This window comes from Bacillus sp. FSL K6-2869 (genome assembly GCF_040869405.1).
Classification (GTDB): Bacteria; Bacillota; Bacilli; order Bacillales; family Bacillaceae; genus Bacillus; species Bacillus altitudinis.
In genome coordinates this window covers 939897-961265 of the sequence record NZ_CP152035.1, presented here as the reverse complement: position 1 = coordinate 961265, position 21369 = coordinate 939897, and the positions used below count along the sequence as shown (strand labels likewise).

At 41.0% G+C, this 21369-nt stretch carries 19 protein-coding genes; 7 read left to right on the top strand and 12 right to left on the bottom strand.

Features of this window, described 5'->3' with window-relative positions:
- Positions 1-310 precede the first annotated feature (310 nt).
- From MHI58_RS04790 to MHI58_RS04780, 3 genes are read left to right on the top strand one after another with little or no spacing between them, the layout of a single operon-like run.
- Complete coding sequence (locus MHI58_RS04790) at positions 311-802, top strand: sigma-70 family RNA polymerase sigma factor (protein ID WP_008348979.1); 492 nt, start codon at positions 311-313, stop codon at positions 800-802.
- Positions 795-1853, top strand: coding sequence for an anti-sigma factor (locus tag MHI58_RS04785; protein ID WP_024719964.1), 1059 nt, complete (start codon positions 795-797; stop codon positions 1851-1853). Before MHI58_RS04790 ends, MHI58_RS04785 begins: the two co-directional genes overlap by 8 nt.
- Entirely contained in the window at positions 1841-2131 is a 291-nt protein-coding gene (locus MHI58_RS04780) for a hypothetical protein (RefSeq protein ID WP_008348984.1), read from the top strand. The genes MHI58_RS04785 and MHI58_RS04780 overlap by 13 nt, the downstream gene beginning before the upstream one ends.
- Positions 2132-2331: 200 nt before the next feature.
- On the opposite strand, the gene MHI58_RS04775 is transcribed toward MHI58_RS04780, so the two are convergent.
- Entirely contained in the window at positions 2332-3162 is an 831-nt protein-coding gene (locus MHI58_RS04775) for a C40 family peptidase (RefSeq protein ID WP_007497097.1), read from the bottom strand.
- 354 nt (positions 3163-3516) lie between these two features.
- On the opposite strand from MHI58_RS04775, the gene MHI58_RS04770 reads away from it, so the two are divergent.
- Positions 3517-4881 carry an alkaline phosphatase gene (locus MHI58_RS04770; protein WP_041507529.1) on the top strand — a complete coding sequence of 455 codons (1365 nt, stop codon included), beginning with the start codon at positions 3517-3519 and terminating at the stop codon, positions 4879-4881.
- A 50-nt stretch (positions 4882-4931) separates the two neighbouring features.
- On the opposite strand, the gene MHI58_RS04765 is transcribed toward MHI58_RS04770, so the two are convergent.
- A complete protein-coding gene (locus tag MHI58_RS04765; protein WP_045034840.1) occupies positions 4932-6347 on the bottom strand; it encodes a SpoVR family protein in 1416 nt (471 codons plus the stop codon).
- 76 nt (positions 6348-6423) lie between these two features.
- Positions 6424-7623, bottom strand: a complete 1200-nt coding sequence (locus tag MHI58_RS04760) for a globin domain-containing protein (RefSeq protein WP_045034839.1) — start codon at positions 7621-7623, stop codon at positions 6424-6426.
- Between the two features lie 183 nt (positions 7624-7806).
- On the opposite strand from MHI58_RS04760, the gene MHI58_RS04755 reads away from it, so the two are divergent.
- Entirely contained in the window at positions 7807-8238 is a 432-nt protein-coding gene (locus MHI58_RS04755; RefSeq protein ID WP_041507532.1) for an Rrf2 family transcriptional regulator, read from the top strand.
- Between the two features lie 160 nt (positions 8239-8398).
- On the top strand, positions 8399-9874 hold the full coding sequence (locus MHI58_RS04750) for a catalase (protein ID WP_045034838.1): 1476 nt from the start codon (positions 8399-8401) through the stop codon (positions 9872-9874).
- 45 nt (positions 9875-9919) lie between these two features.
- Here the strand turns inward: MHI58_RS04750 and MHI58_RS04745 are convergent, their stop codons facing one another.
- Positions 9920-10303, bottom strand: coding sequence for a YqzG/YhdC family protein (locus MHI58_RS04745; protein ID WP_045034837.1), 384 nt, complete (start codon positions 10301-10303; stop codon positions 9920-9922).
- A gap of 128 nt (positions 10304-10431) precedes the next feature.
- On the opposite strand from MHI58_RS04745, the gene MHI58_RS04740 reads away from it, so the two are divergent.
- Positions 10432-10680 carry a YhdB family protein gene (locus tag MHI58_RS04740; protein ID WP_008349000.1) on the top strand — a complete coding sequence of 83 codons (249 nt, stop codon included), beginning with the start codon at positions 10432-10434 and terminating at the stop codon, positions 10678-10680.
- A 158-nt stretch (positions 10681-10838) separates the two neighbouring features.
- On the opposite strand, the gene MHI58_RS04735 is transcribed toward MHI58_RS04740, so the two are convergent.
- The 8 genes from MHI58_RS04735 to MHI58_RS04700 all read right to left on the bottom strand — a co-directional run bounded on the left by MHI58_RS04735 (position 10839) and on the right by MHI58_RS04700 (position 21270).
- Positions 10839-11489, bottom strand: coding sequence for a response regulator transcription factor (locus MHI58_RS04735; RefSeq protein WP_007497084.1), 651 nt, complete (start codon positions 11487-11489; stop codon positions 10839-10841).
- The gene (locus MHI58_RS04730) at positions 11486-12631 is read right to left on the bottom strand and encodes a GAF domain-containing sensor histidine kinase (RefSeq protein WP_041507534.1); all 1146 of its coding nucleotides are present in this window, start codon (positions 12629-12631) and stop codon (positions 11486-11488) included. Before MHI58_RS04730 ends, MHI58_RS04735 begins: the two co-directional genes overlap by 4 nt.
- A 151-nt stretch (positions 12632-12782) precedes the next feature.
- Positions 12783-14528, bottom strand: coding sequence for a phospho-sugar mutase (locus MHI58_RS04725; protein ID WP_045034836.1), 1746 nt, complete (start codon positions 14526-14528; stop codon positions 12783-12785).
- Positions 14529-14672: 144 nt separating this feature from the next.
- Positions 14673-16334, bottom strand: coding sequence for a glycerol-3-phosphate dehydrogenase (gene glpD / locus MHI58_RS04720; protein WP_327878707.1), 1662 nt, complete (start codon positions 16332-16334; stop codon positions 14673-14675).
- A 139-nt stretch (positions 16335-16473) separates the two neighbouring features.
- Positions 16474-17970 (bottom strand): glycerol kinase GlpK, encoded by a 1497-nt coding sequence (gene glpK / locus MHI58_RS04715; RefSeq protein ID WP_007497075.1) that lies wholly within the window; start codon positions 17968-17970, stop codon positions 16474-16476.
- Positions 17971-17985: 15 nt separating this feature from the next.
- Complete coding sequence (locus MHI58_RS04710) at positions 17986-18801, bottom strand: MIP/aquaporin family protein (RefSeq protein WP_008349011.1); 816 nt, start codon at positions 18799-18801, stop codon at positions 17986-17988.
- Positions 18802-19016: 215 nt separating this feature from the next.
- The gene (locus MHI58_RS04705; RefSeq protein WP_017360356.1) at positions 19017-19574 is read right to left on the bottom strand and encodes a glycerol-3-phosphate responsive antiterminator; all 558 of its coding nucleotides are present in this window, start codon (positions 19572-19574) and stop codon (positions 19017-19019) included.
- 358 nt (positions 19575-19932) lie between these two features.
- The gene (locus tag MHI58_RS04700) at positions 19933-21270 is read right to left on the bottom strand and encodes an aspartate aminotransferase family protein (protein WP_045034833.1); all 1338 of its coding nucleotides are present in this window, start codon (positions 21268-21270) and stop codon (positions 19933-19935) included.
- Between the last annotated feature and the right edge of the window lie 99 nt (positions 21271-21369).

Genomic DNA, 21369 nt, shown 5'->3' with positions numbered 1-21369 from the left:
TTTCTCCTGCTGATAAAATAGAGACGGTTCACTAAAATCATCTTTTCACTTAAGATGACCGCTCCTTCTGTATTCAAGCATGTGTTTTTAGGAGAGAATAGAGGAAGAAATGTGTCCGAAATTGTCGTTTTTTGAGTTTTTTTCCTGATTTGTTCTATTGAAAACACTTTATAAATGATGCAAATTTCGCTATGATAAGGAGAAATGATTTTGATTCGGTGAAAGAGATGAGTAATGTACGGCCTATGAGAAGTTTCGTGCAACTTTATGCCTTTCTTATGCGTGTATAACATAGAGGGGAGAAAAATCAGTGACGATCGATGAAATTTATCAAATGTATATGAACGATGTTTACAGGTTTCTGCTCTCCATGACAAAAGACAAACATTTGGCAGAGGACTTATTGCAGGAAACCTTTATGCGTGCTTATATACATATTCATTCCTACGACCATAGCAAAGTGAAACCTTGGTTATTTCAGGTGGCACGAAATGCTTTTATTGATTATGTCAGGAAACATAAAAAAGAAGTGACCATATCGGATGATCTCATTGGCGGCCTTTTACAAACGTCTGTACAAAGTCCCGCTGAACAGATTGAAATAAAAGAAGTCCTCAACATGTATTTGGAGCAGCTTCCAGATAACTACAAGGAAGCGTTGACATTGTATTATTTAAAAGAACTGAATTACAAAGAAGCATCCAAGGTCATGAATATTACTGAAGCAAATTTTAAAAGTGTTTTATTTCGTGCAAGGCAGCGCCTAAAAGCACTATATAACAGAGGTGTTAATGATGAATGAAGAGTTTAATAAGCGATGGGAACAATATAATAATGGCGAGATGAATGAAGAAGAAATGATGGCGTTTGAAGAAGAGCTCGAAGAAAATGAAAAACGCTTAAGCCAAGAACTGAATGACTCAGATTGGACAGACTTCTCCATCAGTCCTGAAAAACAAAAAGCCATTTTACAATACGGAAAAAGAAAGTCCTATTTACGTATTTCTGTGCTTGCTGTCATATCTACACTGATTATTTTACCGCTTTGTACACTAGGTAGTTATCTATACTACGGCGTTGGCGGAGCAGACAGTAAAGGCAATCATTTTATGGAAACGGCCGCTGTAACAGTCGCCCTAACAAAACCGAATGTCGCCATTGATATGAAGGATTTAAAAGGGCAAGTCAAACTGTTTGGTATGAACACAGAACTTAAGCTACAAAAACAAATTGGCAATAAAACAGAAGCCATCGGCAGTGAACAAATCGAAATGTTTTTCGATAAATTAAAGCAGCCTACGATCTCTTATTATGGAGACAGCGCACGTAATACGGAGGATTTCTTTACGCACCCTTCGTCTCAGGCAGATACATCTAAAAAACAAACACTCACTACTCTAGACAAGCTACCTGAAGGAACAGTGAGTGAAGTGTATGTATCCTATGACAAAGCATACACACCGAAAGACGTGTATTCATTTGCTAAAAAATATGATATGAAAGTGCTTTGGAATGCGATAAAAACAGAAGATTCATTAAGTGGAAATCAGCGTCCAATCGGTTTTCCCGGGAAAGACTCTGAATTTTTAAAAGAGCTTCAGCACACATCAAAAACAGAGGTTGATCAGTTCAAAGATGCCCTCGCCTATGTCAACCAGCATCCATCCTGGGCAAAAACGATCTCTGGCAGACCTGAACTTGACCTCTCTAACCGAATACGCTACATCAATCAAAATGGTGTCACGGTTTACGGTTCTGTTGTCACAGGTCCTTCTAAAGAAATAGAGAAATTTGTGAAGACAAAACGCATTAAAACGGCCAAAGTGAGCGAGGTGGAATTATGGAATTGGTAAGAATCTTTAAAGAGCATAATGTGTTTGGCTGGATTTCGGTCGGCACCGCTATTTTATCGCTGCTCATGCTGAACCTCGCCATTATTAGCAATGTGACATTTTATTCGTTTCAAATGCTTCCTTTTGCAATGGCCGCAGTTCCATTCGGTGTGATTGAACTGTTCATTAAAAAAGGCCGCACTGGACCAGGTTTCCTAGGCGTCGTTCTGAATATTTTTGTCATCGTTTGTGTCTATGCGATCGTCTCGATTGATGTCGATCTTCAATTAGGTTTTTAAAACTCATTAGATAAAAAGCCCGTGTTACTTGGCTAATACCAAGCAGCATGGGCTTTTTTATGATATCATTTTTATTTTCTTTCATTGACTGCAAAGGTTTTCTATCACGCTGAAAAAAGAAGACAAAGGGCTAAAATAAAGTTCATTTTAGCCCTTTGTCAACAATTTGAGACTGCTTTATAAGCAGTCTCTAGATGATGTTAGTTTACAAATGTCTTTGCGCCAAGGTAAATTGGCTTCCAATAGCTTGAAGTCATATCGCTGATCGTCACACCATCAGAAGCAGCGTGGATAAACTTGTTGTTCCCAAGGTAGACACCCATGTGAGATGGGCCAGATTTATAGGTTGTAAAGAAGACAAAATCTCCAACTTTAGGTGTTGAAACGCTTTTCATTGATCCCCAAAAACCTTCAGTCGTTTGTCTTGAAATCTTTGTTTGTTTGTTAATGATATACCACATAAAACCGCTGCAATCAAAGCCTTTCGGTGTCGTTCCACCCCATTTATATGGTGTACCGTTTTGTGCTTTCGCATCTGCTACGAGTTTAGACGTATTTAAAGAAGAAGTAGCAACTGTTTTTTCTTTGACAGGTGTTGGTTTCACTTTGGATGTCTTTTTCACTTTCAGCTTTTGTCCAATTTTAATCAGATCTGTTTTGAGTTTATTTAACGATTTCAGCTCTTTCACTGTCATTCCATATTTTTTGCCGATTTTAGATAAAGTATCTCCTTTGACAACTTTATGAGTGGCTGTCGTTGAAGACGCTTTTACTTTTGTTGTTGTTTTTGATGTTTTCGTTACCTTTTTTGAAGAAGTACCATTCACTTTTAAGGTTTGTCCAACATAAATCGTGTTAGATTTCAGTTTATTGTCTGATTTAATCTTACTCACGGTTGTTTTGTATTTTTTCGCTAGAACAGAAAGAGAGTCACCTTTTTGAACCTTTACTGATTGTGCTGAGGCAGCTCCGGCAAATAATGTCGTCCCAAGTAGAACTGCACTTGCAGCTGTGATCAATTGTTTTTTCATTTGTTCCTCCTGTATGTATCTATCGTGATCCGAATTTTTATCTACTTTCTATTATAAGGATCGAATACCAGAAGAAATAGTCTTGACTTCCTACGACATTATGCTTATTAATTCGGCAAAAAATATTTTTTTTTAGGGTTCTTTTTATTTCATTTTTATTACACAATCATGACAAAACAAATGCATCTTGTCATAGATAAATCATACATTCATTTCTCTTTTTGGTTCATTCTATGTAAAGTGGACCTTTACAATTTTAAAGTGAACTTTACGGTGCTGTCATTTGGAATCCACACTTCTGTTCTACCATTGTAAACGTGAGAGCGATACATAAACAATGAGGAGGCAAAATGAATGAGTGTGTTGAAAAGCTCGAAAACGAAAATAGCTGCAATCGCAGCCGCATCAGTGTTATCGATTGGTATTTTTTCAGGAATTGAATTTGGACAGGCTGACAAAGCTGAGGCTAAAAAGAAACCAAAAAATGACGTACAAAATGTGATCGTGCTCATTGGAGATGGCATGGGAACACCTTACCTTTCAACTTACCGCTCATTTAAACACAACGGTGATCTTTCCAAGCAAACAGCGTTTGACCCTTACCTCACTGGCATGCATAAAACATACCCTGATGATTCTAAAAGTAACATTACTGATTCAGCAGCAGCTGGGACAGCCATGGCAACTGGTCAAAAGACATACAACAACGCCATTGGTGTAAACAAAAATGGCAAAAAACTAAAAACAGTATTAGAAGAAGCAAAACGCAAAGGAAAGTCTACTGGCCTTGTCGTCACATCTGAATTAACCAATGCGACACCTGCTGCGTATGCCGCCCACGATGTTTCTAGAAAAAACACAGCAGCCATTGCTGATGATTTCTTCGATGAGAAAATTGGCAAACAGCATACAGTCGATGTCATGCTTGGCGGAGGACTGATCGATTTTGTCCGCAAAGATCGTGATTTGACGAAAGAATTTCAAAAAGCAGGCTATCGTTACGTAACCAATAAAGCGGACTTACAAAAAAACAAACAGCAAAAATTGTTAGGCATTTTTGCTGACGGTGGTCTCGATAAAGCAATTGATCGTGATAAAACGACCCCTTCCTTGCAAGACATGACATCCTCAGCCATCAAACAGCTGTCTAAAAACAAAAAAGGATTTTTCCTCATGGTTGAAGGCAGTCAAATTGACTGGGCTGGACATGACCACGATATTGTCAGTGCAATGAGTGAGATGAAAGATTTTGAAAAAGCATTTGAAGAAGCCATTCGTTTCGCAAAAAAGGATAAAAACACGTTAGTCATCACGACAGCAGATCATTCAACTGGCGGCCTTTCCTTCGGGGCAGACGGCTCGGGCAGCTGGGATTATCAGCCTGTCAAAGCAGCAAAAAAGACACCTGATTTCATTGCAAACAAAATTGTAGGGGGTATGACGGTCGAGACTGCGCTTAAACAATACATCGACCTTGATTTCACAAAAGAGGAAATCGCCTCTATTCAAAAGGCAGCTGAAACAAAAGATCCTGTTCAAATTGATGATGCCATCGAAAAAGTCATCAATACGAGGTCTCATACAGGCTGGACCACATCGGGTCATACAGGGGATGAAGTACCATTTTATGCTTATGGGCCAACAAGCGAACAGCTAAAAGGGCTCATGGAAAATACAGATCAAGCGAAACACATTTTCAAACTGCTGAAAAACCAATAAAGTGCTAATCACAAAAAAAGATGTCTATTCGTAGACATCTTTTTTGATCATTAAGTGAGATACTTCCTATGAACCCCTTTTCCATCGTATGAAAACATCACTTCTTTTCCTTCAAGAACTGACTCGATGTGCACACTTCTTCCCCATAGCTGATACAAATATGGAAGCACCTTTTCTAAGTATTTGAGATCGAGCTCAATGCCTTCATACCAATGTTTAATATAGAGTTCATTGTTTTTTAAATAGTCGCCATCGATGACTGTCAAATACGGAAAACCGCCATTGACCCTCATGCTGACTAGCTGATCACGGACTGCCTTCCATTCTTTATCAATGACTTTATAGTCTCTCCCCTGCTTTTGAAACAAGTACAAATCTTCCCTCATCACAAGGTCTTTCGTTAAGTAATTTCGAATAAAAGAAATGTCTGATTCAATTTCCCGCACTTCAAACATTTTACTGCGACCCGACCCTTCCGTCACTCCTGCTTTTTTCAATTCCTCGCATGGATGATCGTAGCGCTCTTCAATATCTTCAAAAATCTTCAGCCCTAAATAGTAAGGATTGATTCCTGTCTTAGATGGCTGCACGACACCTGCATTTAATTTGGCAAATTCAATCGATTCACTTGAATCTAAATCAAGTTCACGCATAATCCGCTGGTGCCAATACGATGCCCAGCCTTCATTCATGATTTTCGTTTCTAGCTGTGGCCAAAAATAGAGCATTTCCTCCCTCAGCATCGTCAGCACATCCCGCTGCCAAGGCTCTAGCTCCCGGGAGTGTGCCTCGATAAAGAGCAATATATCTTTTTCTGGCTTTGGTGGGAATTGCTTGATCGTTTTCTTTTTCTCACGTGTTTTCGGTTCATCCATTCCCCACAAATCATCATATGGCGTATGACGTTTTGGTTTGTCCTCTTCATATTCATCTTCATCGTCGAGATTCCAGCTTAATTTTGAACGAACAAGCGACGGATCAATATGCTCCTGCAATGCCAATACAGCATCTAAAAAGGACTCGACTTCTTTTGTACCGTGGATATGTTCATATTCTTTAATTCGCTCTGCTGCCGCTGACATACTTTCCACCATATCTCGTTTTGTGTTTTGGAAACGGCAGTTGTTTTTAAAGAAATCGCAGTGTGCCAAGACATGAGCCACAATTAGTTTATTTTGAACAAGCGAATTGTTATCAAGGAGAAAGGCATAGCAAGGATTTGAATTAATCACCAGCTCATAAATTTTGCTTAATCCTAAATCATAATGAAGCTTCATTTTGTGAAATTGCTTTCCAAAGCTCCAGTGGCTAAATCGTGTTGGCATGCCATATGCACCGAATGTATAAATAATCTCCGCGGGACAGATTTCATACCTCATCGGATAAAAATCCAGACCAAATCCTTCTGCAATTTCTGTAATTTCATCAATGGCTCGTTGTAAAAGACGCTTTTCAGATACGCTCAAGGAAACCATCCCTCCTCATCGGACTTATCCCTACTATATGAGCGTACCTAAAAAAACATGATGTTCAGCCAGTTGTTTAGACGACTTCCATCTCTTTCATGGACTGCCCGCCGAACGCTTCAAAATGGATATTCTCTTCTGGAATGTCCAACGCTTTTAAAATAAGGATCATCTCTTGAGTAAATGCTGGGGAACCGCAAACATAAAATTGGCCTTTTCCTTCACCAATGACTGATTGAAGGAAAGGTCGGTCAATCCGCGTAGCCACCTTCTCAACCAGCTCACTCTTTATACTCTTTTCAAATTGTTCGTTACAAAGGATAATACGCCCCTCTGGAGATGAAGTGAGGACGTGTTCAAACTCTTGTTCAAAAGCAGTTACATCCTCTAGTCTGTCTGCATGAATCATCGTGAATGGCTGATTGTTATGCGACGCTGTTTTCACTAAACCAATCATTGGTGTGACACCAGAACCGGCACTAATCAAATAAACGGGTTCTTTTGTGTCATCTTGCAAGCAGAACATTCCCTGCGGCATACTGACGTGAAGAACATCGCCTTCTTCCATTTCATCATGCAGGAATGTGGAGACATGCCCATCTCGTTTCACTGTGATGCGATAGTAAGATGGGTGATATTGATCTGATAAACTGTATTGTCTGCTGCATACATAGGCTTCACCCGGCATATCTACCTGCACCGTAATGTATTGACCAGCTTCATACATTGGTAGCTCAGATTCATCCTCTGGTACTAAATAAAAGGAAATGAGTGATGGAGATTCTTGTTTCTTTTTCTTCAGAATAAACGGTTTGACATCTGCCCATCCACCAGTTTGTTTCACATTTTCAGCCATCATTTCTGCCTCAATGGTGATGAATATATTCGCAATGATGTCATATGCAGCCTTCCAAGCCAACAATGTGTCATCTTCCTCTGATAACCCAAATACCTCTTTCATTGCTTCAAGAAGGTGATATCCGACGATTGGGTACTGCTCTTTTTTCACCATGACACTGACATGCTTATGGGCAATTTGTTTCACAGCAGGAAGCAAGTCTGCCAAGCGGTCAATGTGCAGTGCAGCTTGATAGAGTGTTGCGGCAAGCGCCTCTGGCTGGCTTCCATTCATGAGATTTGTTTTATTAAACTGATTGAGTAGCTCTGGGTGCTGTCTAATCATATTTTGATAAAAAACTGTCACAAGTTTTGTTCCCTCAGCTTTTAGAAGAGGGGCTGATTGTTTAATGGCATTCATTTGATCTGTGGATAACATCGTTATTCCTTCTTTCAAAAGATGTATTTTAAATACATCTTTATCGTAATGGAAGACAACGTATAAAAGCAATATTTATAATACATGTTTTAAATGTTGTCACATTTAGCACTTTCTCGAACAGTTTTTGTCTAAAATGTGTTACGATGATACAAAACTCTATTAGGTTTAGAGGTCGTCCAAATGAAACTTACGAATTATACAGATTTCTCATTAAGGGTACTCATTTATTTAGCTTCGAGAGAAAACAATGAACTGTCAAATATTCAGCAGATTGCCGATATTTATGGCATTTCGAAAAATCACCTGACAAAGGTAATTTACCATCTAGGAAAACGTGGTTATGTAGAAACGATCCGCGGAAGAAATGGTGGGATTAGGCTGGGGAAAAGCCCAGAAAGCATTAATATTGGTGAGGTTGTCCGCTATACAGAGGATGATTTAGTCATGGTTGAATGCTTTGATCCGAAGAAAAACAGCTGTATTATCTCCCCGATTTGTTCATTAAAGCACGTACTTCATGAAGCACTCACTGCTTATTTACGCGTTCTTGACCAATACACATTAAATGATTTAACACAAAACAAAGATGCTCTAAGAGAGCTTCTGCTCTAAGGCGAAAGAATTTATTTCTTTCGTCTTTTTCTTTACCTCCTTGTAATAATAATTTATTTAAAATTATTATAAATAAATATTGACTATCATGTTTGATTCAATATAATTAGGGTATATAGATTGCTAGAAACCATTTTTTGTTTACAGGAGGAGAAAAAGAATGACAAATTCTAATCATAAAAATTTGACAACGAATCAAGGCGTGCCAGTTGGCGATAATCAAAACTCAAGAACTGCTGGTCACAGGGGGCCTTCATTTCTTGATGATTACCATTTGATTGAAAAACTTGCACACTTTGACCGTGAACGTATTCCAGAGCGTGTCGTTCATGCAAGAGGCGCCGGCGCTTATGGTGTATTTGAAGTAGAAAATAGCATGGAGAAACATACAAGAGCAGCCTTCTTAAGTGAAAAAGGCAAACAAACAGACGTTTTTGTCCGTTTCTCAACGGTTATTCATCCTAAAGGTTCGCCTGAAACATTACGTGACCCTCGCGGCTTCGCTGTCAAATTTTATACAGAAGAAGGCAACTATGATCTAGTTGGGAACAACTTGCCGATCTTCTTTATTCGTGATGCACTCAAATTCCCTGATATGGTTCACTCTCTCAAGCCAGATCCTGTAACAAACATTCAAGATCCTGACCGTTATTGGGATTTTATGACGTTAACACCTGAATCCACTCACATGCTCACATGGCTCTTCTCTGACGAAGGTATTCCTGCGAACTACGCTGAAATGCGCGGTTCTGGTGTTCATACGTTTAGATGGGTAAACAAATACGGAGAAACAAAATATGTGAAATACCACTGGAGACCATCAGAAGGCATTCGCAATTTATCGATGGAAGAAGCTGCAGAAATTCAAGCAAACGACTTCCAACATGCGACAAGAGACTTGTATGATCGTATTGAAAAAGGAAATTATCCAGCATGGGATCTTTACGTTCAGCTTATGCCGCTCAGTGATTATGATGAACTAGATTATGATCCATGTGATCCGACGAAAACGTGGAGCGAGGAAGATTATCCGCTGCAAAAAGTGGGCCGCATGACACTGAACCGCAATCCAGAAAATTTCTTTGCTGAAACAGAGCAATCTGCTTTCACGCCAAGTGCCCTAGTACCAGGAATTGAAGCATCTGAAGACAAACTGCTTCAAGGTCGTCTGTTCTCTTATCCTGACACGCAGCGTCACCGCCTAGGTGCAAACTACATGCGCATCCCAGTGAACTGTCCTTATGCGCCTGTTCACAATAACCAACAGGATGGCTTTATGACAACAACTCGTCCAAGCGGTCATATTAACTATGAACCAAACCGTTATGACGATCAGCCAAAAGAAAACCCTCACTACAAAGAAAGTGAACCGGTTCTTCACGGTGACCGTATGGTGAGACAAAAAATCGAAAAACCAAACGATTTCAAACAAGCTGGAGAAAAATATCGAAGCTACTCTGAAGAAGAGAAACAAGCATTGATCAAAAACTTGACAGCTGACTTGAAAGACGTAAATGAAAAAACGAAATTACTTGCGATCTGCAACTTCTATCGTGCAGATGAAGATTATGGACAGCGTTTAGCGGATTCACTCGGTGTGGATATTCGCTCATATCTTCAAGGAAGCATGAAATAAATCTTCTTTTCAGCTGGAGCACCTCTTTTTAAAAGAGGTGCTTTTTTATAGCCGAAATACGTTAATACTAATCAAATGACCCGTCACCGGATGAAAATAAATTTCTGCATGTGCTGCAAATCGTGTGGAGCCTTCCTTCACGGTCACGCGAAACACATCTTTTGTTTGATCTTCATTCACTTGTGTACGTCCAATGTAATGATAATCGTTTAAAGCGGCGCCTTCATATTCATCTTGCAAGGCAGTATACGCAAGTCTTTCCCAATTCTCTGCCGGCTGCTCGGCTGCTTGTGAAGATGGATGAACCATGAGACTGCCGAATAAAACAATTCCTGCTGCAAAAAGCATCCATAATTTCGGGTGCATGATATCAATATTCTCACTTTCATATCTATTTTGTTTAGGTTTTGCTGGTTGGTTCTTTTTCATACATCAAGCATTTATTCAGCCTATAATTCCCGGTACCCAGTTTATGCAGACACCAACTTTTCCCCTGAAAAAGTCGACCTGATCCGAGCAAACTAATGAGGACTTCTCAAGGGAAAGGAGAAGGTTTAATGAATGTGGCGGATTATGATAAAGCACTTTATTATACGCATCGCTCGCAATGGGATAATTTACTTATTCTTATGGTCCGTACGCAAGATGATTTGCTCTCGAAACGTATTGAGCATTTCTTACACGCGTATCAATTTAACCGGAACGATGCAGATGTTGAAAAATGTTTATATGGACTCCTGCAGTATATCGACCATGCTTCAGAGGCTGCCGTTGCTGAAGCATATGCTGAACCAATGTACACATAAAGGAAAAGGTTAATTTTCTTTCAGATTGTTGACATAGGGCTAGAATGAACTTTATTTCAGCTCTTTGTTTTCAGCCTTTTACTCACCACCTTTCATAAAGAAGAAAAGACTTCATGAGAAATACTCATGAAGTCTTTTGGAATATCCACCATGACTGTTTACAACAGCTCTTTCGGCTGATTTTTTTGATAATCTACCGCATATAGAGCGGCCTGAGTTCGATCTGCCAGCTCTAACTTTGATAACACATGAGACACGTGAGTTTTCACAGTCTTTTCAGAAATAAACAGCGATGAGGCAATTTCTTTGTTACTTTTCCCTTTCGCAATCTCAAATAAAACATCACGTTCCCTATTGGTCAACTCGTTCATCAGAGCCCATTTTTGCTCTTTAGGTTCAGTTAGATGCTGGACAAGAAACGCTGTAATATGACCATCTAGCTGGTACGTACCATTTTGCACCTCAATCATTGTCGTGAGAAGCTTTTCAGGTGCTACATCTTTAAGCTGATAAGCCTTTGCTCCCGCTTGGATAGCAGGGATCACATAGTCCTTATCTGCATAGCTTGTCAAAATGACAATGCGGACATCCGGCATATCCAGCGTCATTTGCTTTGTCGCCTCAATCCCATTCATTACAGGCATAGAAAGATCCATCAAGACAATGTCAGGCTTTGTCTGCCTCACTACCTGTAGTGCCTCTTCTCCATTGGATGCTTCACCAACGATGTCCACATCTGGCTGGGTTTGCAAGAAAAAGACCAGTCCTTTTCGGACAATGTGATGATCATCTGCAATGACTACCCTCATGACAATCCCTTCCTTTCTTGAGAAAATGGTACTTTCACATCAATCGTCGTTCCCTTCCCTAGCTCAGAATTGATGCAAAATGTACCTCCTGCTCTTCGGATACGGTCAGCCATCCCTTTCAGCCCAAATGAAGGAAGACTCATTTGTTCATCATACTGAAATCCCTTTCCCTGATCGATGATTTTCATACCAAACGTATCTCCTGATTGCTCCAGTTTGACCTCTACTTTCTCAACGCCCGCATGCTTTTGGCAATTATTTAGAGCTTCTTGGCATACGCGAAATAAGGTTTCGTGCTTTGAATGATCTATTTCCATACAGCCTGATAAAGACAATGAACAATTTAGACCTAAAAGCTGTGCATACTCTTCAATCGCTGTTGTAAATCCTTTTTCAAGCCCTTTTGGTCTTAACTGCCAGATGAGTGATCGCATTTCAATGAGGGCATCTTGTGATAAATGCTGAATAAAATCAATCATTTCACCTAATTTTTGATCACTTGTCATTTGACGCGCTGCCTTTGCAGTCAAACTCACGGAAAACAGCATTTGATTCACAGAATCGTGTAAATCCTGCGCAAGCCGGTTTCGTTCTTCTAAAAGTGCATGCTGCTGCTCATTTTGCACAAGCTTCATGCGCTGAATAGCCGTACCAATTTGCAGTGCAATACTTTCAAGCAGATTCAGCTCCTCCTGTGTAAATGTGACCTTCCCTTTTGCCGCCACATTTAATAAGCCAAACGTACGCTTACATGCTTGGAGCGGAACGGTTGCATGATGGGTAATTCCTTCTGTATCTCCAAGCTTTTGCTCAATCGCCGTTTCAATCCGTTTACAATTGATGATATTGGTAGCTGATTGCAGTGAGCCTTTCGTGTAGCGGTTGATGCAATAGCAATCGTTTTGACACATCAATTGCTTTCGATCCTTTGCCAACGCTTCAGGTAAGCACACTTCTGCCATTAGTTCATACGATCCGTCTTCTTCTATAAAATAAATCCATGCTGTTTGAAAGCCTGTCACTTCCATAAGCATATGAAGCACTTCATGAAGCGTTTCCTTCATTTCCATCCCTTCATTTAGCTTTTCAGCAATTTCTTTTAACGTTTTTAATGTTTTGACTTTTTCTTGGTAATCTCCCATCGTGTGTACCCCCGGCTTTTACTGCCTCTCTTATCAATATGTTGATTATACCATGAGCATCTGTGCGGCTCTTTCTCAAAAAGGATGATTTTTTCTCATCCTTTTGACTGAGAAAAAGCCATCATGCATGACATGATGGCTTTGTGATATTTTATTTAGCCGTTTCTTCCACAATGTCATAGACGACTTTCATGACTTCTTCTGATAAGTGTTTCAGCTTTTCTTCGCTGTCTGTTAACGATGTACCTTTGACTGCAATATAAAATTTGACTTTAGGCTCCGTACCAGAAGGTCGTAAACAAAACCATGAGCCATCTTCAAGGAAATATTTCAGGACGTTTGATGCCGGCAGATGAATCGTTTCTTCTTTCTTTTCAGCCACAAGGTGCCTTTGACTTGATTGATAATCCTCAATGACCGTAATGCGCTGACCGGCGATAGAAGCTGGCGGGTTTGATCTAAAGGTATGAAGAATAGCAGAAATCTGCTCTGCTCCTACTTTCCCCTTTAAGGTTAATGACTTTAACCCTTCTCTGTAAAATCCAAATTCCTTAAAAATATCAACAAGCGCATCATATAATGACTTCCCTTGTTTCTTATAAAAGGCTGCGACTTCAACTGCTAATAACGCAGCTTGAACTGCATCTTTATCTCGTGCAAAATCACCGATCAAATAGCCGTAGCTTTCTTCATAGCCAAATTGAAACGTGTATTCTCCGCTTTCCTCGAACTGCTTGATTTTTTCCCCGATAAATTTAAAGCCAGTGAGCGTATCAATCGTGTCAGCTCCAAATGCTGAGGCAACAGCACGCCCAAGCTCACTTGTCACAATCGTTTTCATCACAACGGGGCGAGGCGGCAGCTGACCTAGTTTTTGTTTTTCAGATAATAAATAATGAAGTAGTAAAGCGCCTGTTTGGTTGCCGGTCAAAACGGTAAATTCACCATCATGATTTTTCACAGCGATACCTAATCGATCTGCATCTGGATCTGTCGCAATCAAAATATCAGCATTTTGCTTTTCACCAAGCTTGATGGCGTATTCAAAAGCGGCATGCTCCTCTGGATTTGGAGACGTGACCGTCGAGAATTGCGGATCTGGTTTTTCCTGTTCAGGCACAACCGTCACATGCTTATAACCAAAGGCCTGAAGTCCGTTTCGGACAGGTTTATTCGCCGTCCCATGAAGCGGGGTAAACACCACTTTAACATCGACTTCTTTTGCAAGCTCAGGGTGCACACGAATCGTTTTTAATTTTTCCATATACGCTTGATCGATTTCTTCACCAATCATGCGGATCAAACCATTTTGCTTCAATACTTCTTCTGATTCCACTGAAATGGCTAATTCATTTTCGATGGCATCTACTTCTTTAATGACTTGATCTGCTTCAAATGGGGGCATTTGGCCTCCATCTTCTCCATAAACTTTATAGCCATTATATTCTGGCGGATTGTGACTTGCTGTCACAACAATCCCTGCAAAAGCATTCAGTTCTCGAACTGCAAAAGAGAGTTCTGGTGTCGGACGCAGTTCGTCAAATACGTATGTTTGAATGCCACGCGAAGCAAGTGTTTTGGCCGCTTCCATCGCAAATTCAGGAGATTTATGGCGTGAATCATAGGCAATGGCGACGCCTCTTTTTTTTGCATCCTCTCCATGTGCTGCAATATACGCAGCAAGACCAGCAGATGCTTTTCGAACAGTATAAACATTCATTCGGTTCGTTCCAGCACCAATTTCTCCGCGCATTCCTCCAGTACCAAACTCAAGGTTTTTGTAGAAGCAGTCTTCAAGCGCTTGATGATCATCTTGATGTGCCTCCAGCCATTCCCTTAGTTCAGTATCCAGGTGCTTCTCATTGATCCAACGCTCATAATTCGTATTCCAACTCATGGTCGTCCTCCCAGCTCTTATCATCAATAAAATAACATCTACTGTTATTTTATATGGAATTATCCTTCATGTCATGTTATATCATGAACATATGAAAAAACGATGAACAAAATAAAAAAAGCCGATACACGATCGGCTTTTTACTTATTCAGCATCAAGCGGTACGACTGCTTCATGGAATAGTCGGTCTAATTCAGTTTGATGTTTCTGTTTTGTCGCTTCATCCCAGCCAAAACGATCTGCCATATAGTCAACAACAGGCTGTGCATACGTTTTTGCCCAATTGATATTAAATAATAGGCTGCCTGTTCTTCTCAAGAAGAAATCGACAGGTGTAACAGCCAATTCTTCTTCGATCGCATAGACAAGTTCAGCCAACACATATGCGGGAATGTTTCGTTTGTCTGCTTCCTCTTGAAGCTGCTCCACACGCTTGAAGACATTGCTGACGTTTGAGCCATATTTCTCAGCTAATTTTTGTGCAATCGGTTCTGTCAAACCAACGGATGCTCCTTCTGCCGTTTTCGCTTGAACAAAGGATGCCATATTTTTTGAACCGCCTACATGCCCGCCTGAAATTGGCATATGTTTCGTTTTACATGGTCCGAAATCTTTTCCAGTTTCCTCTTTAAGTCCATCACGTACAAGATTCACAATGTGTTCAGCCATTTTACGGTAACCTGTTAATTTACCGCCAGCAATCGTGATTAAGCCTGAAGATGATGTCCATACCTCATCCTTACGAGAAATTTCTGAAGGATCTTTGCCTTCTTCATGAATGAGTGGACGAAGACCAGCCCAGTTAGATTCAACGTCTTTTTCTGTAATATGAAGATCTGGGAACATATATTGAATGGCTTTGATCACGTAATCACGATCTGCTTTTGTCATACGCGGATGTTCCAGCTGTTTTTTGTATACGGTATCTGTTGTTCCCACGTACGTTTTTCCTTCTCTTGGAATCGCAAAGACCATTCGTTTATCAGGTGTGTCAAAGTAGATTGCTTGTTTTAATGGGAAAACAGATTGGTCAAATACTAAGTGAATTCCTTTTGTATGTTGTAAATGTTTCCCCTCTTTTGAGTGGTCCTTGTCTCTTAGCTGATCGACCCATGGACCAGTCGCATTGACAATCTTCTTCGCATATACGTCGTATGTTTTTTGCGTCATCACATCTTCAATGACAACACCGACAACTTTGCCTTTATCATAAATAAATTCTTTTACTTTCGCATAGTTGACCGCTTCTGCCCCGAATTTCACAGCCTCTTTCATGACTTCAATTGTCAGGCGTGCATCATCTGTACGGTATTCAACATAGTAGCCCCCGCCTTTTAAGCCATCCTTTTTCACTAGCGGTTCTTTTGCAAGTGTCTCTTTTGCACTTAGCATACTTCTGCGTTCACTATGCTTAACGCCAGCTAAAAAGTCATATACTCTAAGTCCGATTGAAGTTGAAAACTTACCGAATGTCCCGCCTTTATGCATTGGAAGAAGCATCCATTCTGGCGTTGTCACATGAGGACCGTTTTCGTATACGATGGCACGCTCTTTACCGACCTCTGCGACCATTTTCACTTCAAATTGTTTTAAATAACGAAGTCCGCCGTGTACAAGTTTCGTTGAGCGGCTAGACGTACCTGCTGCGAAGTCCTGCATTTCCGCAAGACCGACACGCATTCCGCGTGAAGCCGCATCAAGTGCTGTACCAGCGCCAGTAATACCCCCACCAATGATAAACACATCATATGGTTTTTTTGTCATGTCCTGAAGCATTTGTTCTCTTTCTAAGCTAGAAAAAGTCATCTCTTGTTCCTCCCATGTTGTACGGTAAAGAAAAAGAGACCGCAAACACCCAAAGCGTATTTCTACACTTCGGTGCTTGCGGTCTCTCCAGTTCTCCAACCGTTCTATTAACTTACTTGAAGTATACCATACTTTTTGTTTATTTGAAAGCTTGAGCTGCTTTTACAGCCTTTTTCCACCCGCTGTATAACGAGTCACGGCTGTCTTCTTCCATTTTAGGTTCAAAGCGCTTGTCAAGGTTCCATTGTTTTGCAATGTCTGAACGGTCGTTCCAGAAGCCAACTGCTATTCCCGCAAGATAGGCCGCACCGAGTGCCGTCGTTTCATTAATTTCTGGACGTTCTACTGGTACATCGAGCAAATCACTTTGGAAGCCCATTAAGAAATCATTCTTTACAGCCCCGCCATCGACACGCAATGTTTTAAGTGAGATGTTTGAATCTTTTTCCATCGCATCTAAAACATCTTTCGTTTGATAAGCAAGTGATTCTAACGTTGCACGAACAAAGTGCTCTTTAGAAGTACCGCGTGTTAAACCGAATACAGCGCCTCGGACATCACTATCCCAATATGGTGTGCCTAAACCAACGAATGCTGGTACGACATATACGCCGTCTGTTGACTCAACACGCTCAGCATAAGCTTCACTGTCTTTTGAGTCTTTAAACATTCTAAGTCCATCACGCAGCCACTGAATCGCTGAGCCAGCAACGAAAATACTTCCTTCTAAAGCATATTCAACTTTCCCGTCAATGCCCCATGCAATCGTCGTTAACAATCCATGATCCGACTTAATTGCTTTTTCCCCTGTATTCATCAACATGAAACATCCTGTACCATATGTGTTCTTCGCCATTCCTTCTTCAAAGCAAGCCTGACCGAATAACGCAGACTGCTGATCTCCTGCCGCACCTGCAATCGGAATATTTTTACCAAAGAAGTGATAGTCTGTTGTTTCACCATAAATGTGTGATGATGGTTTGACGTCTGGCAGCATGGAAGCTGGAACACCTAAAATATCAAGTAGTTCTTCATCCCATTTCAGGTCGTAAATATTGAACATTAACGTTCTTGATGCATTCGAATAATCTGTCACGTGTGATTGACCGCCAGTCATTTTCCAAATGAGCCATGTATCAATTGTGCCAAACAGCAAGTCACCATTTTCTGCTTTCTCACGAGCACCTTCGACATTGTCTAAAATCCATTTCACTTTAGTACCTGAGAAATAAGCATCAATGAGTAGACCCGTTTTATTTCTAAACGTTTCATCGTGCCCTTGCGCTTTTAGCTCATCACATATACCAGATGTTTGTCGTGACTGCCAAACAATTGCATTGTAAACGGGTGCGCCTGTATGTTTATCCCAAACGACAGCTGTCTCACGCTGGTTCGTAATTCCGATACCGGCGATTTGATCTGCTTCAATTCCTGATTCGATTAAAGCAGTTGAAATAACTGATAGAACAGAGCTCCAAATTTCATTTGCATTGTGTTCTACCCAGCCTGGGTTCGGAAAATATTGATTGAATTCCTTCTGAGCTGTATGGGCAATTTTACCTTCTTGATCAAATAAGATCGCTCTTGAGCTTGTTGTCCCTTGATCTAATGCGAGAATATATTTTTCTTTTGCCATGATGTTTTCCTCCCCTTACATACTTTCATTGACAGCATTTGTCTGGTTTTTCGTAGAAACATAGAGTCCTAACAATACCACAACTAAAATAACGCTTACAATCCAAAAGGCTGGTGTGACGTTCGCTTTAAAGGCTGCATTATAGAAAACACCGCCAAATGCACCGCCCAAAATTGGACCAACAACAGGAACCCAAGCATATTTCCAATTTGATGGACCTTTACCTGGAATCGGCAGAATGGCATGTGCGATTCTTGGACCTAAATCACGTGCAGGGTTAATTGCGTAACCAGTTGTACCACCTAATGAAAGACCAATTGCGACAATTAAGAAACCAACAATCAGCGGATTGACTCCGTCTGCAAATTTATTTGCACCAATCGCTAAAATTCCTACCACCAATACAAATGTACCAATGACTTCACTGAGCACGTTTGCAAAAGTATGCGGAATCGCAGGACCAGTTGAGAATACGCCTAGTTTTGCACCTGGATCGTCTGTCGCTTTCCAGTGTGGTAAGTAATGTAAGAAGACAATAATAGCTCCGAGTAATGCGCCAAGCATTTGACCGACAATATACATTGGAACATCAGCCCAAGGAAAACTTCCTTCTAATGCAAGACCTATTGTCAGCGCCGGGTTTAAATGTGCACCGCTGATTCCTCCAGTGGCATAAGCTGCAATCGCTACTGCAAATCCCCATCCAAAAGCGATTACAATCCAGCCGGACTGATAAGCGAGCGATTTCTTTAAACTGACTGCCGCACACACACCGCCTCCGAAAATAATAAGAAGCATTGTACCAACGACTTCACCCCAAAATGGTGTCATGAAAAATTCCTCCTCTGGTTCAGTTGCCATCCCCTATAAATGTGTAGAAAAGATAAAGAAAAAAGATCCACAACAAACATACTTTACATCAGGGTCATTTGTCACCTAGTAAAGTGCCGTTGTGGATCTCCGTTTCTCCATCACATGATATTAACTTAGTGCTATAGTAACAGAGGATGAAAACGTTGTCAATCAATTTTCACATTTTATCTTTTTCACTTTTGGAACGCTTTCCAAAGCTCTGTATTCGATGTGGTGACAGCTGTCGCCCCTGCTGCAAGCGCCCTTTCTACATCTTCTTTTGTTCGAATAAATCCTCCTGCAAATATTGGTATTCCAGCTCTTTCGCGCACTTCTGTAATTAAATCTGGCACGACACCCGGCAATACTTCAATAAAATCTGGACGATGTTTCCCGACAAACTCCATGCTTTTTTCCATCGCACTTGTATCAAGTAAAAACATTCGCTGGATGGCATATACCTTTTTCTGCTTGGCTTTTACTATGACAGAAGACCTAGTAGAAATAATGCCAGCTGGTTTCATTTCCTGACAAATAAATTCCGTTCCGTACTCATCATGTTTGATTCCGTGAATGAGATCGACATGGACAAACATTTTTTTATGATGCGCATTCGCCTCATTCATGATGCCCTTAAGCCGCCCTAAGTGAACATCTAGTAAGACCCCATATGTAAATGGACTTTTTAAAAATTCCTCAAATTGCTTCATATTGCGAACAGCAGGTAGAATGGGTTGATCATGAAAACTCATATGCCGTCTCCTTCTCGTGTGTATTGGTTCTATCTTCTCCTTACAGTAATAGAATCGCATGTTTTTTTCAATACACCTAGTGTGCCCATTGACCATTCAGCCTAGCAGATCGATCAAAACCTGATCCTTTCAGGGCATAGAAAAAAGCAGAGAAACCTCTCTGCTACAGCGTGTAGGCAAACCCTCGCATTCTTTGTCAGTCCTGCGTGCTGGTGCTCACGAATGTCAAATTCGCTCCGCGCCAGTACTCGTTCTTCCTAGACTGCAAAGGTTTTCTATCACGCTGAAAAGAAGACAAAGGGCTAAAATAAATAATATTTTAGCCCTTTGTCAACAATCTGAAGCAGAGAAATCTCTGCTATAATTGTGCCATGCTTTCTTTTAAAGTATGAATAATGAATGAGGCGTCTTCATCAGTGATATTTAGCGGTGGTGCGAGCTGTGCCACGTTATTATAACCAGCCACTGTATCGCCATTTTTCCCGATGATCAATCCTCGCTTTTTACATTCTGTAATCAATTGACCGACTACACTTGGATCAGCTGGCTTTTTTGACGCCTGATCCTGCACAAGCTCAATCCCAAACAGCAGGCCTTTTCCTCTCACATCACCGACAAATGGATGCTCTTTTAACTCTTGCAAACGTTCGAGCATGTCTTGGCCAAGCGTGCCTGACCGCTCCACTAATTGCTCGTTTTCCATGATGTCTAGGTTAGCAAGTGCCACCGCACAGGAAGCAGGGTGACCGCCAAATGTATTCACATGCCGTAGCCTGTCATACGTATCTTCTCCTGCATACGCTTCATAAATGTCTCGTTTCACGCACGTTGCAGATAGCGGTAAATATCCACTTGTGATCCCTTTTGCCATGGTGATGATATCTGGTTTCACTTCCTCATGCATAAATCCAAACCGCTTTCCTGTCCGGCCAAAGCCGCATATCACTTCATCCACAATAAGGAGCGCTCCATGATCTTCACAGATTTCTTTCACCTTCTTCAAATATCCTTTTGGCGGCATTAAGATACCGCCTCCTGTAATCATCGGCTCCATGATGACGCCAGCAATGGTCTCACTTAATTCCCACGTCATCGCTTGATCGATTGCATCAGCACTTGCCAAGCTCTCTTGATCTTCAGGATGCCGGTACATATCAGGCGGTGCGACATGGATAAACCCCTGCCCTAACGGTTCATATTTGTACTTACGCTGCGCTTGACCCGTTGCGGCTAGAGCTGCTGCTGTGTTGCCATGATACGATCGATATCGGGAAATAAATTTTGTGCGTGTACTCTCTCCCTTTTGCGCATGATATTGTTTGGCAATCTTAAATGCCGCTTCATTCGCTTCAGAACCACTGTTAGAAAAGAAGATCACATAGTCCCCGTCTAGCCATTCATTGAGCTTCTCAGCCAGCTGAATCGCTGGCACATGGCTTTGTGTCAGTGGGTAGTAAGGCATCGTATTTAATTGCTTATACGCCGCTTCTGCAAGCTCTTTACGTCCATATCCGGCATTTACACACCATAGTCCTGACATCCCGTCTAAATAGCGATTTCCATGAATATCTGTCACCCATGCGCCTTCTGCCTCATGAATCACCATACTTTCATTTTCTTTGTTTGTCCCTTTCATATGATGCCAAATGAACTGATCATCTTTCGCCTGAAGATCTTGTGCATTATGTGTTTTCATCTTCCCACGCCCCCATGTATCCGTTTTCATCATCAAAGAAACTTAAACCGGTCCTGCATATGACCTCTCCATTCATTATATGGATAAAAGTGAGGCATA

Coding starts and splice junctions, on each gene's coding strand:
- MHI58_RS04750 (WP_045034838.1), top strand. CDS start 8,399: ATGACAAATTCTAATCATAAAAATTTGACAACGAATCAAGGCGTGCCA.
- MHI58_RS04705 (WP_017360356.1), bottom strand. CDS start 19,574: ATGAGTTTTCATGATCAACCCATTCTACCTGCTGTTCGCAATATGAAG.
- MHI58_RS04780 (WP_008348984.1), top strand. CDS start 1,841: ATGGAATTGGTAAGAATCTTTAAAGAGCATAATGTGTTTGGCTGGATT.
- MHI58_RS04785 (WP_024719964.1), top strand. CDS start 795: ATGAATGAAGAGTTTAATAAGCGATGGGAACAATATAATAATGGCGAG.
- MHI58_RS04770 (WP_041507529.1), top strand. CDS start 3,517: ATGAGTGTGTTGAAAAGCTCGAAAACGAAAATAGCTGCAATCGCAGCC.
- MHI58_RS04745 (WP_045034837.1), bottom strand. CDS start 10,303: ATGAAAAAGAACCAACCAGCAAAACCTAAACAAAATAGATATGAAAGT.
- glpD (WP_327878707.1), bottom strand. CDS start 16,334: ATGACTTTTTCTAGCTTAGAAAGAGAACAAATGCTTCAGGACATGACA.
- MHI58_RS04700 (WP_045034833.1), bottom strand. CDS start 21,270: ATGAAAACACATAATGCACAAGATCTTCAGGCGAAAGATGATCAGTTC.
- MHI58_RS04730 (WP_041507534.1), bottom strand. CDS start 12,631: ATGGGAGATTACCAAGAAAAAGTCAAAACATTAAAAACGTTAAAAGAA.
- MHI58_RS04775 (WP_007497097.1), bottom strand. CDS start 3,162: ATGAAAAAACAATTGATCACAGCTGCAAGTGCAGTTCTACTTGGGACG.
- MHI58_RS04740 (WP_008349000.1), top strand. CDS start 10,432: ATGAATGTGGCGGATTATGATAAAGCACTTTATTATACGCATCGCTCG.
- MHI58_RS04710 (WP_008349011.1), bottom strand. CDS start 18,801: ATGACACCATTTTGGGGTGAAGTCGTTGGTACAATGCTTCTTATTATT.
- glpK (WP_007497075.1), bottom strand. CDS start 17,970: ATGGCAAAAGAAAAATATATTCTCGCATTAGATCAAGGGACAACAAGC.
- MHI58_RS04760 (WP_045034839.1), bottom strand. CDS start 7,623: ATGTTATCCACAGATCAAATGAATGCCATTAAACAATCAGCCCCTCTT.
- MHI58_RS04735 (WP_007497084.1), bottom strand. CDS start 11,489: ATGAGGGTAGTCATTGCAGATGATCATCACATTGTCCGAAAAGGACTG.
- MHI58_RS04755 (WP_041507532.1), top strand. CDS start 7,807: ATGAAACTTACGAATTATACAGATTTCTCATTAAGGGTACTCATTTAT.
- MHI58_RS04725 (WP_045034836.1), bottom strand. CDS start 14,528: ATGAGTTGGAATACGAATTATGAGCGTTGGATCAATGAGAAGCACCTG.